Raw genomic sequence first — 16,221 nt, 5'->3', positions numbered from 1 at the left:
CCACCCAACCCCATTTCGAAGCCCCGCGCGGCCCCTCGGTCGAACTCATCAAGCTCTTGCGCGAGAAGTCGCCCCAGGACATCGCCGAGCTGATGCACCTGTCGGACAAGCTCTCGGCCCTCAACGTGGCCCGCTACGCCGCCTGGTCGTCCAAGAGCACCGACAAGAACGCCCGCCAGGCCGCCTTCGCCTTCGACGGCGACGTCTACGGCGGCTTCGACGCCCGCAGCCTCACGCCCGCCCAGCTCGCCTGGGCGCAGGACCACGTGGGCATCCTCAGCGGCCTGTACGGCCTGCTGCGCCCGCTCGACCGCCTGCAGCCCTACCGGCTCGAAATGGGCACCGCGTTGGCCAACCGCCACGGCAAGGACCTGTACGCCTTCTGGGGCTCGCGCATCGCCGAGCACCTGAACGAGCGCCTGGCGGCCGATCGCACGCCGGTCGTCGTCAACGTCGCCTCGCAGGAGTACTTCAAGTCGGTCGACCAGAAGGTGCTCAAGGCGCGCGTGGTCGAATGCGTGTTCCAGGAGTGGAAGGGCGACAGGTACAAGATCGTGAGCTTCTTCGCCAAGCGCGCCCGCGGCCTGCTGGCGCGCTGGGCCGTGCTGCACCAGGCGGCCACGCCCAAGGCGCTGGAAAAATTCGATCTCGAGGGTTATGGTTTCGACGCCCAGGTATCGACAGCCGAAAGGCTGGTGTTCAGAAGGAAAGTCTGATGTCCCAAGCGATCAGTCCGGAATTGCGCGAATGGCTGGTGGCTCAGCTCGCGGCCGGCCATTCGGTGCCCGCGTTGCGCATGTCGATGCGGGCGGCCGGCTGGCAGGATGCCGCCACCGACCTCGCATTGGCCCAGCTGGAGGCCGGTTTCCCCGATGTCGAGGCGGCCCTGGCGCCGGCGCGCACCGAGATGCCCGGCCCCGACCTCGACGGTGCGCCGCTGTACATCGAGGCCGGCGACCGCCGCGTGCAGGTGCTGCAGACCGTGCGACATCCGCGCGTCGTGGTGTTCGGCAACCTGCTGTCGGTCGAGGAATGCGAAGGCCTGATCGCCGCCGCGCGCGTGCGGCTGGCCCGCTCGCTCACCGTCGAGACCCGCACCGGCGGCGAGGTGCTCAACGTCGATCGCACCAGCGACGGCATGTTCTTCGAGCGCGGCGAGAACGAGATCGTCGCGCGCCTCGAACAGCGCCTGGCCATGCTGCTGCGCTGGCCGCTCGAATACGGCGAGGGCCTGCAGATCCTGCGCTACGCGCCCGGCGCGCAGTACCGCCCGCACTACGATTACTTCGACCCGCACGAGCCCGGCACGCCCACCATCCTCAAGCGCGGCGGCCAGCGCGTGGCCACGCTCGTGATGTACCTGCAGGAGCCCGAGCAGGGCGGCGCCACCACCTTCCCCGACATCGGGCTCGAAGTGGCCCCGGTGCGCGGCACCGGCGTGTTCTTCAGCTACGACCGGCCCGATCCCGCCACCCGCACGCTGCACGGCGGCGCGCCGGTGCTCGCGGGCGAGAAATGGGTCGCCACCAAGTGGCTGCGCGAACGCGAGTTCAAGTAAAAAGAAAAACAAGGACCCGATGAAAGTCACCGCCAACGGCCTGCAGATCGAAGTCGACGACACCGGCGGCGAAGGGCGCCCCGTCATCCTGCTGATCATGGGGCTGGGCATGCAGCTGGTCGCGTGGCCCGACGCGTTCGTGCAGCAGCTGGTCGACGCCGGCTTTCGCGTGGTGCGCCACGACAACCGCGACATCGGCCTGAGCCAGGGCTTCGACCACCTCGGCTCCGGCAACCTCGTGTGGGAAACCATCCGCCACCGCATCGGCCTGAAGGTGCGCAGCGCCTACACGCTGCAGGACATGGCGCTCGATTCGCTCGGCGTGCTCGACGCGCTGGGCATTGCCCGCGCCCACATCGTCGGCGCCTCCATGGGCGGCATGATCGCGCAGCGCATCGCCGCCACCGCGCCCGGGCGCACCGCCAGCCTCGTGAGCATCATGAGCTCCAGCGGCGCGCGCGGCCTGCCGGGCCCGCGCCGCGAGGTCGGGGCCATGCTCATGCGCCGTCCGCGCAGCCACGACGAGGCCGCGCTGGTCGCGCACAGCATCAAGCTGCTGCGGCTCATCCAGAGCCCGGCCTACCCGCAGACCGACGAGCAACTGGCCACGCGCCTCACCTTCAGCATGCACCGCGCCTACCACCCGGCCGGCCTGATGCGCCAGATGCTCGCCATCGGCGCCGACGACGACCGCCCGCAGGTGCTGGCGCGCATCCAGCGCCCGACGCTGGTGCTGCACGGCGACGCCGACGCGCTCGTGCCCATCGCCTGCGGCCGCGATTCGGCGCAGCGCATTCCGGGTGCGACCTTCATCGCCGTGCCCGGCATGGGCCACGACCTGCCGCCCGAGGTCTGCACGATCCTCGCCAACCACATCGCTCCGTTCGCACACGCGGCGGATGCCGGAACCGCCCCATGAGCCACGACCCGACCAACCCCAACACGAATCCCAACACCCCCGAGCAGTCGCAGCTCGGTCGCGCCTCGGCCTACGCCGACAAGTACGACCCGAGCCTGCTGTTCCCCATCGCACGCACCACGCAGCGCGAGGCCATGGGCATCCAGGTCGGCGCCTTGCCCTTCTTCGGCGCCGACCTCTGGACCGCCTTCGAGCTGAGCTGGCTGAACCCGCGCGGCAAGCCGCAGGTGGCCATCGCGCACTTCACCATTCCCTGCGAAACGCCCAACATCATCGAGAGCAAGTCGTTCAAGCTGTACCTCAACAGCTTCAACAACAGCACCTTCGCCAGCATCGATGCCGTGCGCGAGCACCTGCGCACCGACCTTTCCGAAGCCGCATGGCGCGGCAGCGACCAGTCGGCCGGCATCGGCGTGAAGCTGCTCACGCCCGACCTGTTCGACCGCGAGCCCGTGCACGAGATCGACGGCCTGGACCTCGACCGCCTCGACATCGAATGCACCCACTACCAGCCCGCGCCCGAGCTGCTGAGCAGCGACACGACGCAGGTGCACGTGAACGAAACCCTCACCAGCCGGCTTCTGAAGAGCAACTGCCTCGTCACCGGCCAGCCCGACTGGGGCAGCGTGCAGATCCGCTACAGCGGCCCGCCCATCGACCAGGCCGGCCTGCTGGCGTACATCGTGAGCTTTCGCAACCACAACGAGTTCCACGAACCCTGCGCCGAGCGCATGTTCACGGACATCTGGCGCCAGTGCCAGCCGACCAAGCTCGCGGTGTATGCGCGCTACACGCGGCGCGGCGGGCTGGACATCAACCCGTTCCGCACGAGCTGGCCGCAGGCGCTGCCGCCGAACATCCGTACGGCGCGGCAGTAGCCAGCCGGCCTTCGCGCCGCCGCTTAAGCCCCTCTTCGGAAACCGCAAACCCGCACCCATCTGGCCTGTGGCATTCTGAAATTCCCCCCGCGAGTTCGCGGGCGAACGAACATCCGAAGCAGAGGCAAGACACATGGTTGAAGGCAAAGTGATCGTCGTCACCGGCGCGGGCGGCGGCATCGGGCGCGACATTGCGCTCGCGATGGCGCGGCATGGCGCGAAGGTGGTGGTCAACGACATCGGCGCAGGGATCGACGGCGCGGGCGGCAGTGCCGGGCCGGCGCAGCAGGTGGTCGAGGAAATCCGCGCGGCAGGTGGCGAGGCTGTGCCCAACACCGACAGCGTGGCCGACGCGGCGAGCGCGGGGCGCATCGTGGAATGTGCGGTCGACAGCTTCGGGCGCATCGATGCGGTGGTGAACAACGCGGGCATCCTGCGCGACCGGTTCTTCCACAAGATGTCGGTCGACGAGTGGGACGCGGTGATCAAGGTGCACCTGTACGGCGCCTACTTCGTGAGCCGCGCGGCCGCGACGCATTTCAAGGAACAGAATTCGGGCGCGCTGGTGCACATGACCTCCACCTCGGGCCTGATCGGCAACTTCGGCCAGGCCAACTACGCGGCGGCCAAGCTCGGCATCGCGGCGCTGTCGAAGTCCATCGCTCTGGACATGCTCAAGTTCAACGTGCGCTCCAATTGCATCGCGCCCTTCGCCTGGAGCCGCATGATCGGTGCGATTCCCACCGACACCGACGAGCAGCGCGCCCGCGTCGACAAGATCAAGCAGATGACGCCCGCCAAGGTGGCGCCGCTCGCGGTGTACCTGGCGAGCGATGCAGCGGCGGCCGTGAACGGCCAGATCTTCTCGGTGCGCAACAACGAGATCTCGCTCATCAGCCAGCCGCGCCCCGTGCGCTCCATCCACCGCTCGGAAGGCTGGACGCCCGAGAGCATCGCCGAGCACGCCATGCCCGCGATGCGCGCCAGTTTCTTCCCGCTGGACCGCTCGGCCGACGTGTTCAGCTGGGACCCGGTCTGAGAAGGTGTGAACGAACCCGCCATGTCCGGATTCATTCACACCTTCTGAGGACAAACCCGCAAGCGGCCGCAGGCGACGCCGTTCGCCGGACAATGCGCGTTCCTCCCGCTTCCTTCGTGCCCGCCCGGTGAACCTGCACTTCGACCTGTTCGACCTGAAACTGTTCGTCTACGTGGCGGACGCGCGCAGCCTCACGCGCGGCGCCGAGAAGGCCTGCATCTCGCTGGCCGCCGCTTCCACGCGCATCAAGCAGATGGAAGAGGCGGTGGGCGGCAAGCTGCTGCACCGCAGTGCGCAGGGCGTGAGCCTCACGGCCGCGGGGCAGGCGGTGCTGTACCACGCCAAGCGCGTGATGCAGCAGATGGAGCACCTGCGCTGCGACATGCAGGACTTCGGCAAGGGCATCAAGGGCCATGTGCGCGTGTTCGCCAACACCACCTCGATCACCGAGTACCTGCCGCAAAAACTCGCGGGCTTTCTCACGCAGCATCCGGCCGTGCAGGTCGATCTGCGCGAATACCTGAGCGAAGAAATCGTGCGCGCGGTGGCCGACGGCGAGGCCGACATCGGCATCCTCGCGGGCGACGTGCACACCGGCGAGTTCGATGCGCGCCCGTTCGGGCGCAACCAGCTCGTGCTGGTGGTGCCGCCCACGCACCCGCTGGCGGGCGCGTCGTCGGTGGCCTTCGCCGACACGCTCGATGAACAACACGTGGGCCTGCATCACGGCAGCGCGATCCACCGCTTCCTGCAGCGCCGCGCCGAACTCGCGGGGCGTGGCTTCAATCCGCGCATCCAGGTCAGCAGCTTCGAGGCCATCTGCCTGATGATCGAAGCCGGCGTGGGCGTCGGCGTGCTGCCCTCGTCATCGGCGCACCGGCTGTCGATGGCGATGCGCATCTCGACCGTGGCGCTCAGCGACGCCTGGGCCGAGCGCGAACTCAAGCTCATCGCGCGCAACCGCGAGCAGCTGCCGGCTTCCGCGCGCGAGCTGTTCGATCACCTCGTTTTGACCTGAGGCGCGACGGGCCATGTCCGCCGACCTGAAATCGCTGCGCCTGTTCGTGGCCGTGTCCGACCACGGCAGCATCAGCGAAGGCGCCAAGCGCTGCCACATCGCGCTCGCGGCTGCGAGCAAGCGCATCTCCGATCTCGAGGCGCGCGCCCGATTGCCGCTGCTGGTGCGCCATGCGCGCGGCGTCACGCTCACCTCGGCCGGCCATGGGCTGCTGCTGCACGCGCGCGCCGTGCTCTCGGCCATGGACCGGCTCGGCGCCGAGCTCGACGATTTCCAGAACGGCGTGGCGGGCGTGGTCAGCATCACGGCCAACGCCTCGACCATCGCGCAGTTCCTGCCGGCGCAGATCGGCTCGTTCCTGCGCCTGCACCCGGTGCTCAAGATCGACCTGCAGGAGCGCGCCAGCACCGAGGTGGTGAAGGCCGTGCAGGCCGGCCTGGCCGACATCGGCGTGATCGAGGGCCAGACGCCCGCCGACGGCCTCGAATGCCTGCCCTACCGCACCGACGAGCTGGCCGTGGTGGTTGCGCGCGACCACCCGCTGGCGCGCCGCAAGCGCATCGATGTGCAGGAGGTGCTGCGCCACGACCATATCGTGGTGCGCGAAGGCACGGCGCTGCACCGCGTGCTGCTCGCGGCCGCGCTCGAGGCCCAGGTGCCGCTCAAGGTGCGCATGCAGGTAGGCAGCTTTGACATGGTCTGCCGCATGGTGGAGCAGGGCGTGGGCATCGGCGTGCTGCCCTATGCGGCCATCCTGCCGCAGCTGCAGATCCTCAAGCTGCGCTGCCTCAAGCTCGACGCGCCCTGGGCGCTGCGCCGACACCTGCTGTGCGTGCGGCGCCAGCAGGAGCTCACGGCCGCCGCGCGCTCGGTGCTCGAACACCTCGGCCGTCCCGACTGATCCGGGGCGCTCGGGCAACGAGCCTTCGCGTCGCGCGAAGGCTCGAACTCGCCAAAAACGAATTGTTCTCCCGCGGCCCTCGCGCAAAGATGCGGGCACACCAAAGGAGACACCCTTGAAGATCATCCGCGTCAGCGCCACGCCGCTGAACATCCCCGTGACCATCGACGTGGTCGGCCTGAACAAGCAGACCTCGCTGTCGCTGTGCCTCACCGAGATCGAGACCGACACCGGCCTCGTCGGCCACGGCATGACGGCCATCACCGAAGAAGAAATCATTGCCGCCGCCGTGCACGAAGTGGCCGGCCCCGCGCTGATCGGCGAAGACCCGATGGCCACCGAGCGCCTGTGGGAGAAGCTCTACTGGCTGCTCTCGCCGCGCGGCCAGACCGGCTACGCGAGCCACACCATCGCCGCGCTCGACATCGCGTTGTGGGACCTGAAGGGCAAGGCGCTCGGCCAGCCGCTGTGGCGCCTGTTCGGCGGCGCGCGCGCCAAGGTGCCGGTGTACGCCACCTTCGGCTTCGGCTTCTTCGAGCGCGACCAGCTCGCCGCCGCCGCCAAGCTATGGGTGTCGCAGGGCTTCCAGCGCCTGAAGATGACCGTCGGCAACCACGCGCTGGCGCGCCGCGACGAGCCGCGCCCGCTCGACGAAGTCATTGCCGAAGACGTGCGCCGCGTGGCCGCCGTGCGCGAGGCCGTGGGCCCCGACGTCAAGCTGTACGTCGATGCCAACTGCGGCCTCGACCTGTTCCACGCCACCGAACTCGCGCACCGCATCGAGCCCTACGGCATCAGTTTCTTCGAGGAGCCGCTCACGCAGAACGACGTGCGCCAGATGGCCCAGCTGCGCGCGCGCACGCGCATCCCGCTGGCCTGCGGGCAGAACGAGGGCCTGGCCTTCCGCTTTCGCGACCTGCTGGTGAACCAGGCGGCCGACGTGCTGCAGCCCAACGTGACCATCTCGGGCGGCTACTCGCAGTGCCTGAAGATCGCGGGCATGGCCGCGGCCTTTAACGTGCCCATCGACAACGGCGGCGCCTGGCCCTTCCACAACATGCACTTGCATGCGGGCGTGTCCAACGGCGGGCTGGTCGAGTACCACTACGTCGCGGTGCAGATGCTCAAGCAGATCTTCGACGGCCTGCCCGTGCCCGACCAGGGCTGGCTCACGCTGCCCGAAGCGCCGGGCCTGGGCTTCACGCCCAACGCCGAGCGCGTGCGCGAGCTCGCGAAGCTGCCGACCTCGCACGGGAAAGGCAAGGCCTGAGCGCCACCCGACGACACTTCCGACCACGACCAGGCCGCGCAGACGGCCGGCGCATCCCGACCACCACGGAGACAAGATGAACGACAGAAGAAGAGATGCCATGCGGCCATCGCGCCGGCATGCCCTGCAGGCCGCCCTGGCCCTGGCCGGCCTGCTGGCCGCCGCACCCGCCGCGTGGGCGCAGAAGTTTCCCGACAAGCCCATCCGCATCGTCGTCGGCTACTCGGCCGGCGGCGGTGTCGACGCGGTCGCGCGCATGCTCAGCGCGCGCCTGCCCGCCGTGCTGGGCCAGCAGGTGCTGGTCGAAAACCGCACCGGCGCCACCGGCCTCATCGCGGCCGACCTCGTCGCCAAGGCGCCGCCCGACGGCTACACGCTGATGATGGGCGACAGCGCCTTGCTCATCGCCAAGCTGCTGCAGCCGAAGATCGCGATCGATCCGCTGACCAGCTTCAAGCCCGTGGCCGGCGCCTTCGTGTCGCCGCTGATGATCGTCGCGGGCAACGACTTTCCCGCGAAGACACCCGCCGAACTCGTCAAGGAACTCAAGGCGCACCCGGGGCGCTACTCCTACGCGTCGTCGGGTGTCGGCACCGTGCAGCACCTGGGCTTCGAGATGCTCAAGCAATCCACCGGCGCGTTCGTGGTGCATGTGCCCTACCGCGGCGCGGCGCAGATCGTGCCCGACGTGGTCGGCGGCCAGGTGCCGCTGGGCGTGGTGAGCGCCACCGCCGCCATGGCGCAGTCGAAGGCCGGCAAGCTGCGCGCGCTCGCGCTGCTGAACAACGCGAAGCTCGAAGGCGCTGAGGGCGTGGCACCGCTGGCCGAGGCACTGCCGGGCTTCGACGTGGCGCCGCGCATCTTCCTGCTCGCACCGGCGGGCACGCCCAACGACGTGGTCGACAAGCTCTCGGCCGCCGTGAAGACCGTGCTCGACATGCCCGAGACGGGCACGGCCGCCGCCGCACAAGGCACGCTGCGCGCCTATGCCACGCCGGCCCAGCTGGGCAAGGACATGGCGGAGGAAACGACGCGATGGAAACGCATCATCACGGACCAGCGCATCGTGGCGGAGGGGAACTGAGGTGACACAGCCCCATCTCGGCCTCATCGTTCCGCCCGCAGCCGGCGCCGTGCCGGTCGACGGCCCGCTGCTCTACGGCGACCGCATCCGCTTCAGCGCCAAAGGCCTGGGCCTCGGCGAAATCTCCACGCGCGGCTACACCGAGGTGATCGACTCGGTCATCGGCAAGGCGCTGGAGTTGAAGGAAGAGGGCGCCAGCGCCGTCTCCCTCATGGGCACTTCGCTGAGCTTCTTTCGCGGCGTCGCCTTCACCCGCCAGCTGAAGCGCGAGATGGAACAGGCCACGGGCCTGCCCTGCACGACGATGAGCGACGCCATCCTCGCGGGCCTGCGCCATTTGAAGGTGCGGCGCGTGGCCGTTGCCACCGCCTACATCGACGAGGTCAACACGCAGCTGCGCACCTACCTCGAACAGAGCGACTTCGAACCGCTCGCGCTCGAAGGCCTGGCCATCTCCGACGTGCAGGCCGTGGGCCAGGTGTCGACCGAGGTGCTGGTCGACCTGTGCCTGAAGGTGTTCGAAGACCAGCCCGGTGCCGACGGCCTCCTCATCTCGTGCGGCGGCCTCGTCACGCTCGATGCCGTGCGCGAGGTCGAGGCGCGCCTGCGGGTGCCCGTGGTGTCCAGTTCGCCCGCGGGCTTCTGGGACCTCGTGCGCACCGCGGGGGTCGATGCGCGCTCGCCGGGGCAGGGACTGCTGTTCGCCTGACCGGCCTCAGCCGAGCCAGCGCCCCACGCGGGCCGTGCCGGCCAGCTGCCAGACGCGCTCGCACAGCGCCTTCGCTTCGTCGGCCGTCGCGCCTTCGCCGTAGTGCGCCAAGCGCTGCATCTTGTCCTCGATCTCGGCGCGGCTCAGGCTGTTGCCGGGATCGCCCTTGGGCTCGTCGACGCGGCCGGCCAGCGTGCGGCCGTCGGCCGTGTGCACGCTGACCTTGCCGATCCAGCGCGCGGGGTAGGCGGTGTCGACCTCGTCGTCGAGCGCCATCGTCACCTTCTCGCGGAAGGCCGAGACCTCGGGCGAGAGAAAGTCGCGGTCGAACTCGCCCAGGCCCGCGCGGCCGTGCACGGCGATGAGGCCCAGCACCGTGCCCATCGAGAACTTGCCCTGGTGCACCGTGGCGGGCACCGTCACGCGGCCCAGCACGTCGATGGCGCCCTGGTGCACGTGGGTCGTGACCCGGGACACGTCCGCCGGTTGGAGCTTGTTCTGTTCCATCACCTGCAGCAGCGCGTCGGCGGCCGGGTGCGTGTGGCGGCAGGAGGCGTGGTACTTGAACGAGGTCTCGGCCAGCGTCCAGCGCGTGCCCAGGCCGTCGGTGAGCTTCGCGGGATCGGCGTCGCTCGACATGCCCACGCCCAGCCCCTGCGCACCTTCGAGGATCTTCGCCGCGCCCGTGAAGCCGTCCTGCGCGAGGTAGGCCGACATCAGCCCGCTGGCCGCCGCGTGCGCGCAGTGCAGCTGCTTCGAATCGGCGGCGTCGCGCAGGAATTCCCACACGCCGGCCGACTGCGTGCCGGCCGAGCCGAAGGCATGCAGCATCTGCTGCGGCGACAGCTCGAGCAGGCGGCCCACCGCCGCGGCTGCCGCGAGCGTGCCCGCCGTCGCCGTGGTGTGGAAGGTGCGGTAGTGCGAGCGGCCCAGGAACTCGCCGACGCGGATGCCCACCTCGTAGCCCGCGACCACGGCCGTCAGCAGCTGCGCGCCGCTGGCACCGAGGCTCTGTGCCACGGCCAGTGCGGGCGCGATGACGACGGCGGCCGGGTGGAACACCGAGCCGTTGTGCACGTCGTCCTGCTCCACGTAGTGCGAGGCCGCCGCGTTGACCATCGCCGCGAACAGCGGGGAGCTGGTGCGCCGCGAAGTGAGGATTTCGCTCGGGCCTTCAGCGGGGCCCATCATCTGCGCGAACTGCTCGATGCTGCGTATCGGCCGTGCGGTGCGGGCCGCGAGCACCGAGCCGAGCCAGTCGAGCATCAGGTCCTCGGTGCGGCGCAGCACAGGCGCGGGAATGTCGGCGAACTTCAGGTCGGCCGCGAAGGTCGCGAGCACCTTGCTCGGGTGGTCGATGGCGTTCATGTGCAGTCCTTCAGAACGAACGAGGCAGGCCGAGCATGTGTTCGGCGACATAGCTGAGGATCAGATTCGTCGAGATCGGCGCCACCTGGTACAGCCGCGTCTCGCGGAACTTGCGTTCGATGTCGTATTCGCAGGCAAAGCCGAAGCCGCCGTGGAACTGCAGGCAGGCGTTGGCCGCCTCCCAGCTCGCCTTGGCCGCGAGGTACTTCGCCATGTTGGCCTGCGCGCCGCAGGGCTGGCGCGCGTCGAACAGGCGGCAGGCTTCGTAGCGCATCAGGTTCGCAGCCTCGGTCTCGATGAAGGCTTCGGCAATCGGGAACTGCACGCCCTGGTTCTGCCCGATGGGGCGGCCGAACACCACGCGGTCCTTCGTGTAGGCCGTCACCTTGTCGATGAACCAGTAGCCGTCGCCGATGCACTCGGCCGCGATCAGCGTGCGCTCCGCGTTCAGGCCATCGAGGATGTACTTGAATCCCTGGCCTTCCTCGCCGATCAGGTTCTCGGCCGGGATCTCGAGGTTCTCGAAGAACAGCTCGTTGGTCTCATGGTTCACCATGTTGAGGATGGGGCGCACCGTCATGCCTTTGCCGATGGCCTCGCGCAGGTCGACGATGAAGATCGACATGCCTTCCGACTTCTTCTTCACGTCCGCCAGCGGCGTGGTGCGCGCCAGCAAAATCATGAGGTCCGAATGCTGGATGCGCGAGATCCACACCTTCTGTCCATTGACCACATAGCGGTCGCCCTTCTTCACGGCGGTGGTCTTGATCTTCGTGGTGTCGGTGCCGGTGGTCGGCTCGGTCACGCCCATCGACTGCAGGCGCAGCTCGCCGCTGGCGATCTTCGGCAGGTACTGGCGCTTCTGCGCCTCGCTGCCGTGGCGCAGCAGCGTGCCCATGTTGTACATCTGGCCGTGGCAGGCGCCCGAGTTGCCGCCGCAGCGGTTGATCTCTTCCATGATCACCGAGGCTTCGGTCAGGCCCAGGCCCGAGCCGCCGTACTCCTGCGGGATCAGCGCGGCCATCCAGCCGGCCTTCGTGAGCGCGTCGACGAACTCGGCGGGGTAGCCGCGCGCCTCGTCGACCTTGCGGAAGTACTCGTTGGGAAACTGCGCGCACAGGTCGCGCACGGCGTCGCGGATGTCGGGGAAACGGTTGTCGGTAGCGATCATCGTGTTCAGTCCTGGCGGGGGCCGCCCGCTTCCTTTTCGACGCGTTGCCAGATCTCGATGGCCATCGGGTCGTCGATCTCCTCGAGGATGTGGCCCACCAGGCCGATGGCGCGCGCCATCACGCCGAAGCCGCGGATGATCTTCCACGGAAAGCCGAACTCGGCCGCGATGGCGCCGATGGCGCCGGTGGCGTTGATCGGCAGCGACTTGCCCGACACGCGCTCGGCCTCTTCCTGCACGGCCTGCATCAGCGCGACGTAGTGACTGGAGAGCCCGTTCTCGGCCGCGATCTGGAACAGGCGCGGGGTGCGCGGATCGATCGGCTTGTGCAGCGGATGGCCCAGGCCCGGCACGATGATCTTGCGCGCGCGGTGGTCGGCCACGATGTCCTTCGCCATGTCGGCCAGCGGACGGTTCGGCTTCTCGCCGAAGGGAATGGCCTCGTACAGCATCTTCGCGGCGCCCTCGGTGCTGCCCACGAAAACGGTGCCCAGCCCGCACAGGCCGGCGGCCACGGCGGCCTGCAGGGCTTCGGGCGCGCCGGCGTAGGTGAGCCGCGCGGCCAGCGCGCTGGGCGTCACGCCGTGCTCCACCAGCGTGACGACGATGGCGTTGAAGGTCACGGACTCCTGCGGCGTCGGGATGCGGCCCGTCAGCTCCAGGAAGGCCATGTCGCCCAGGTTCAGGTGGCCGAGGATTTCCGAGGGCAGGTCGCGCCCGCGCACGGTGATCTTGTCGGGCGTGCTGTGGCCGAGGTCGGTGTGCAGGGATTTCTTGATCTTTGTCATGGCCGCAAATCTATCCCCGCGCGCGCCCGCAGGCGCTCAGTGATTGCGAAACCCTCCCTTCCGCAATCGCGAATGCCCGCCGGCGGGGTCTTCGGGCACGCTGCGACTCGTCATTGCAACGGAAAAGAAAAGGCAGACAGCGCGATGGATTCCGACTCACTCCTGGCCGTGCGCGAAGCGGCGCTCGACTACTTCACCCGCAGCGGCGCCACCGCGCGACGCCGCGCCCGCACCGAACACCCGCAGGCCGACGAGGCGCAAGGCTGGGGCGAGATCGCCGCGCTCGGCTGGCCCGGCATGCTGGCGCCCGAAGCGGCCGGCGGCCTCGCGCTGGGGCTCGACGGCGCCGCGGAAATTCTGCGCGCGGCCGGCGAGCACGCGGCGCCCGAGCCGCTGCTGGCGGTGGCGGGCCTGAGCGCGCTGCTGCTGGCGCGGCTCGACACGCCCGCGGCGCGTGCCCTGCTGGCCGAGCTGGTGGCGGGCCGCAGCCTGCCTGCGCTGGCCTGGCAGGAAAGCGCGGGCGACCTCAGCGCCGTGCCGCTGGCCTGCGGCTGCGAGGCGCGCGCGGGTCAGGGGGGCGGCGTGCTGCTGCAAGGCGACAAGCTCATGGTGCTGCCCGGCGCCGCCGCCAGCGGCTGGCTGGTGTCGGCGCGCGGCGAGGACGACACCGTGCTGCTGTGGGTGCCGCGCGGCACAGCCGGCGTGAGCGAGACGATCGTGCCGCTGGTCGATGGCAGCCAGGCAGCCAACCTGCGCTTCGAAGAGGTCGTGCTGCCGACCGACGCCGTGCTGGCCAGCGGGCCGGCCGCGCAGGAGGCGCTGCGCCAGGCGCTCGCCGCGGGGCAAATCTTGCAGGCGGCCGAGCTGCTGGGCGCGGGGCAGGCGATGCTGGCGCAGACGCTGGCCTACCTGCGCACGCGTTCGCAGTTCGGCAAGCCCATCGGCAGCTTCCAGGCGCTGCAGCACCGCAGCGTCGACATGTTCATCCACCTCGAGGTGGCGCAGGCCACGCTCAACGAGGTGCTGGCGCTGGCAAGCGACGGCACCTTGCCTTCTGACCGGCTCGAAGCCGAGGCCAGCCGCGTCAACGCGCGTTGCACGGCTGCCGCGCTGCAGGCGTCGCGCGCGGCGGTGCAGCTGCATGGGGCCATCGGCTACACGCAGGAGTGCGATCTGAGCCTGTTCTACAAGCGCGTGCTGTGCCTGTCGGCGTGGCTGGGCAATGCCACGGCGCACCAGCGCCGCCATGCCGCGCTGACCGGCGAGGCCGAGGCCGCTGCGAGCAGTGCTGCAGCCTGGAACGGTGAGTTCCTCGCGCGCACCACCGACTGGTCCGCCATGCCCGAGGCCGAGTTCCGCCGCATGGTGCGCGGCTTTTTGCAGCAGCGCTATCCGGTGCATCTGCGCTACCTGTCGCACCGCGCGCGCTGGAGCGAGATTCGCGAGTGGTACCTCACGCTCTCGGCGCAAGGCTGGATCGCGCCGGCCTGGCCGCAGTCGCACGGCGGCATGGGCCTGCCGGCGGACAAGCTCATCGCCTGGATCGAGGAGCTGGAGCAGCACGGCGTGGCGCGCGCGCCCGACCAGGGCATCGTGATGATCGGGCCGCTGCTCATCCAGCACGGCACGCCCGAACAGCAGCAGCGCTTCCTGCCGCGCATCCTCAGCGGCGAGCACGTGTGGTGCCAGGGCTATTCGGAGCCCAATGCCGGCTCCGACTTGGCCGGCCTGCGCACCGAGGCGGTGGCCGGGCGCGATGCGCAGGGCGATCACTTCGTCGTCAACGGCCAGAAGATCTGGACCACGCTCGCGCAGGACGCCAACCACATCTTCATGCTCGTGCGCACCGACAAGGGCGCGCGCAAGCAGGAGGGCATCAGCTTCCTGCTGTGCGACCTGCGCACGCCGGGCGTCACGGTGCGGCCGATCCACACGCTGGCGGGCGAGCCCGAGTTCTGCGAGGTGTTCTTCGACAACGTGCGCGTGCCGGCCGACCAGCTCGTGGGCCGGTTGCACGGCGGCTGGACGATTGCGAAGGCGCTGCTGGGCTTCGAGCGCATCTTCCTGGGCAGCCCCAAGCAGTCGCAGTACGCGCTGGGCCAGCTGGCGAGGCTCGGGCAGGCGCGGCGTCTGTTCGCCGACCCGGTGTTCGCACAGCGCTTCGCGGCGCTGCGGCTCGACGTGCTCGACCTGTCGGCCGCCTACACGGGCTTTGCCGACATCGTGCGCGCGGGCAAGCCGCTCCCCGCGTCGGTGTCGTTGCTGAAGATCTGGGCCAGCGAGACCTACCACCGCATCGGCGCACTGCTGGTCGAGGCCGGCGAAGAGCAGGGCGCGGTCGCGGGCGACCAGGTGCTCGACGGGCAGAGCTTCAACGTGCTCTCGCCGCTCATCGGCTCCACCGCCGCCATGATCTACGGCGGCACGAACGAGATCCAGCGCAACATCCTCGCGCGGCAAGTTTTGGACTTGCCGGCCTGAGCGATGTGAGCCGCCAAAGACATACACAACTGGAGACAACGCTCATGCAATCCCTCGACCTCTTTTCGCGCCGCCAGCTCATGGCCGCGCTGGCGGGCGGCGCGGCGCTGGCCGCACTGCCGCACCGCGCCTTCGCGCAGCAGCCGCTGCCGCCGCTCATCAAGCTGGTGGTGGGCTATTCGGCCGGCGGGCCGGTGGACGGCGCCGCGCGCCTGCTTGCGCCCGCGCTGGGCCAGGAGTTGGGCACGCAGGTGATCGTCGACAACCGGCCCGGCGCCGCCGGTTCGCTCGGCGGCAACGCCGTGGCCAAGGCGCCGCCCGACGGTGCGATGCTGTTCTTCGGCGCGAGCCCGACCATCACCATCAACCCGAACGTGCAGCGCAGCATGCCCTTCGATCCGATGAAGGACCTCACGCCGCTGGCGCCGCTGGTCGACTACACCAACGTGCTGGTGGTCAACAACGACCTGCCGGTGCGCAACGTGGGCGAGCTGCTGGCCTATGCCAAGGCCAAGCCCGGCAAGCTGTTCTACGGCTCGGCGGGCGTGGGCGCATCGAACCACCTGAGCGGCGCGCTGCTCGAGAAGATGAGCGGCGTGCAGCTCACGCACGTGCCGTACAAGGGCAGCGCCCCGGCGCTGGCCGACGTGATGGCCGGCACCGTGCCGATGATGTTCGACATCATCGCCACCTCGCGGCCCTTCATCCAGTCGGGCAAGCTGCGCGCGCTGGCCGTCACCTCGCGCCAGCGCAACCGCATGCTGCCCGACGTGCCGACCATGATCGAGTCGGGCGTGCCCGGCTATGACGTGGGCGGCTGGTTCGGCCTGTACGGCCCGGCGCGCATGGACCCGGCGCTGGTGGCGCGCGTGAACGCCGCGGCGCAGAAGATGCTGGCGCGCGAAGACATCGCGCACCGCCTGCGCGAGCAGGGCTACGAGGTCTGGGCGGGCGCGCCGGAGGTGCTGGCGACCAAGGGCGTGTCGGACCGCAAGCTGTGGGCGAGCGCGTCCAAGGGCATCGAAGCGGAATAGCCG

15 protein-coding genes are annotated in these 16,221 nt (G+C 69.6%); 12 read left to right on the top strand and 3 right to left on the bottom strand.

Going from position 1 to position 16,221, the window contains the following annotated elements; genetic code table 11:
• The 10 genes from yaaA to AC3WQR_RS28640 all read left to right on the top strand — a co-directional run.
• Positions 1-716, top strand: a 716-nt coding sequence (yaaA, locus tag AC3WQR_RS28685) for a peroxide stress protein YaaA (RefSeq protein ID WP_492745323.1), incomplete at its 5' end; no start/stop codon positions are given.
• Positions 716-1,558, top strand: coding sequence for a 2OG-Fe(II) oxygenase (locus AC3WQR_RS28680; RefSeq protein ID WP_062479797.1), 843 nt, complete (start codon positions 716-718; stop codon positions 1,556-1,558). The genes yaaA and AC3WQR_RS28680, both read left to right, overlap by 1 nt.
• Before the next feature lie 19 nt (positions 1,559-1,577).
• The gene (locus AC3WQR_RS28675) at positions 1,578-2,477 is read left to right on the top strand and encodes an alpha/beta fold hydrolase (protein ID WP_492745320.1); all 900 of its coding nucleotides are present in this window, start codon (positions 1,578-1,580) and stop codon (positions 2,475-2,477) included.
• Entirely contained in the window at positions 2,474-3,355 is an 882-nt protein-coding gene (gene queF / locus AC3WQR_RS28670) for an NADPH-dependent 7-cyano-7-deazaguanine reductase QueF (protein ID WP_492745318.1), read from the top strand. The genes AC3WQR_RS28675 and queF overlap by 4 nt, the downstream gene beginning before the upstream one ends.
• A 133-nt stretch (positions 3,356-3,488) precedes the next feature.
• Positions 3,489-4,394, top strand: coding sequence for an SDR family NAD(P)-dependent oxidoreductase (locus tag AC3WQR_RS28665; protein WP_492745316.1), 906 nt, complete (start codon positions 3,489-3,491; stop codon positions 4,392-4,394).
• A 127-nt stretch (positions 4,395-4,521) separates the two neighbouring features.
• Positions 4,522-5,412, top strand: a complete 891-nt coding sequence (locus AC3WQR_RS28660; protein ID WP_492745314.1) for a LysR family transcriptional regulator — start codon at positions 4,522-4,524, stop codon at positions 5,410-5,412.
• A 13-nt stretch (positions 5,413-5,425) separates the two neighbouring features.
• Positions 5,426-6,313 carry a LysR family transcriptional regulator gene (locus AC3WQR_RS28655; RefSeq protein WP_056572254.1) on the top strand — a complete coding sequence of 296 codons (888 nt, stop codon included), beginning with the start codon at positions 5,426-5,428 and terminating at the stop codon, positions 6,311-6,313.
• A 115-nt stretch (positions 6,314-6,428) separates the two neighbouring features.
• Complete coding sequence (locus AC3WQR_RS28650) at positions 6,429-7,583, top strand: mandelate racemase/muconate lactonizing enzyme family protein (RefSeq protein WP_492745312.1); 1,155 nt, start codon at positions 6,429-6,431, stop codon at positions 7,581-7,583.
• 100 nt (positions 7,584-7,683) lie between these two features.
• Positions 7,684-8,667, top strand: a complete 984-nt coding sequence (locus AC3WQR_RS28645) for a Bug family tripartite tricarboxylate transporter substrate binding protein (protein WP_257214691.1) — start codon at positions 7,684-7,686, stop codon at positions 8,665-8,667.
• 1 nt (position 8,668) lies between these two features.
• Entirely contained in the window at positions 8,669-9,376 is a 708-nt protein-coding gene (locus tag AC3WQR_RS28640; RefSeq protein ID WP_492745310.1) for an arylmalonate decarboxylase, read from the top strand.
• A gap of 6 nt (positions 9,377-9,382) precedes the next feature.
• Here AC3WQR_RS28640 and AC3WQR_RS28635 read toward each other — a convergent pair whose 3' ends face one another.
• The 3 genes from AC3WQR_RS28635 to AC3WQR_RS28625 are packed head-to-tail and all read right to left on the bottom strand — an operon-like array spanning position 9,383 to position 12,703.
• Positions 9,383-10,744, bottom strand: a complete 1,362-nt coding sequence (locus tag AC3WQR_RS28635; protein WP_492745308.1) for an MmgE/PrpD family protein — start codon at positions 10,742-10,744, stop codon at positions 9,383-9,385.
• Between the two features lie 10 nt (positions 10,745-10,754).
• A complete protein-coding gene (locus tag AC3WQR_RS28630; RefSeq protein ID WP_070062165.1) occupies positions 10,755-11,915 on the bottom strand; it encodes an acyl-CoA dehydrogenase family protein in 1,161 nt (386 codons plus the stop codon).
• A 5-nt stretch (positions 11,916-11,920) separates the two neighbouring features.
• Positions 11,921-12,703 (bottom strand): citryl-CoA lyase, encoded by a 783-nt coding sequence (locus AC3WQR_RS28625; protein ID WP_070062166.1) that lies wholly within the window; start codon positions 12,701-12,703, stop codon positions 11,921-11,923.
• A 144-nt stretch (positions 12,704-12,847) separates the two neighbouring features.
• On the opposite strand from AC3WQR_RS28625, the gene AC3WQR_RS28620 reads away from it, so the two are divergent.
• Both AC3WQR_RS28620 and AC3WQR_RS28615 read left to right on the top strand, forming a co-directional pair.
• Entirely contained in the window at positions 12,848-15,184 is a 2,337-nt protein-coding gene (locus AC3WQR_RS28620; protein WP_492745304.1) for an acyl-CoA dehydrogenase family protein, read from the top strand.
• 44 nt (positions 15,185-15,228) lie between these two features.
• A complete protein-coding gene (locus tag AC3WQR_RS28615; RefSeq protein ID WP_062477974.1) occupies positions 15,229-16,218 on the top strand; it encodes a Bug family tripartite tricarboxylate transporter substrate binding protein in 990 nt (329 codons plus the stop codon).
• The last annotated feature ends 3 nt before the right edge of the window (positions 16,219-16,221 follow it).

This window comes from Variovorax sp. FW305-3-2-15-B-LB1, assembly GCF_058787635.1.
Note: the sequence above shows the minus strand (reverse complement) of the source record. Positions and strands in the feature narration are given on the sequence as shown.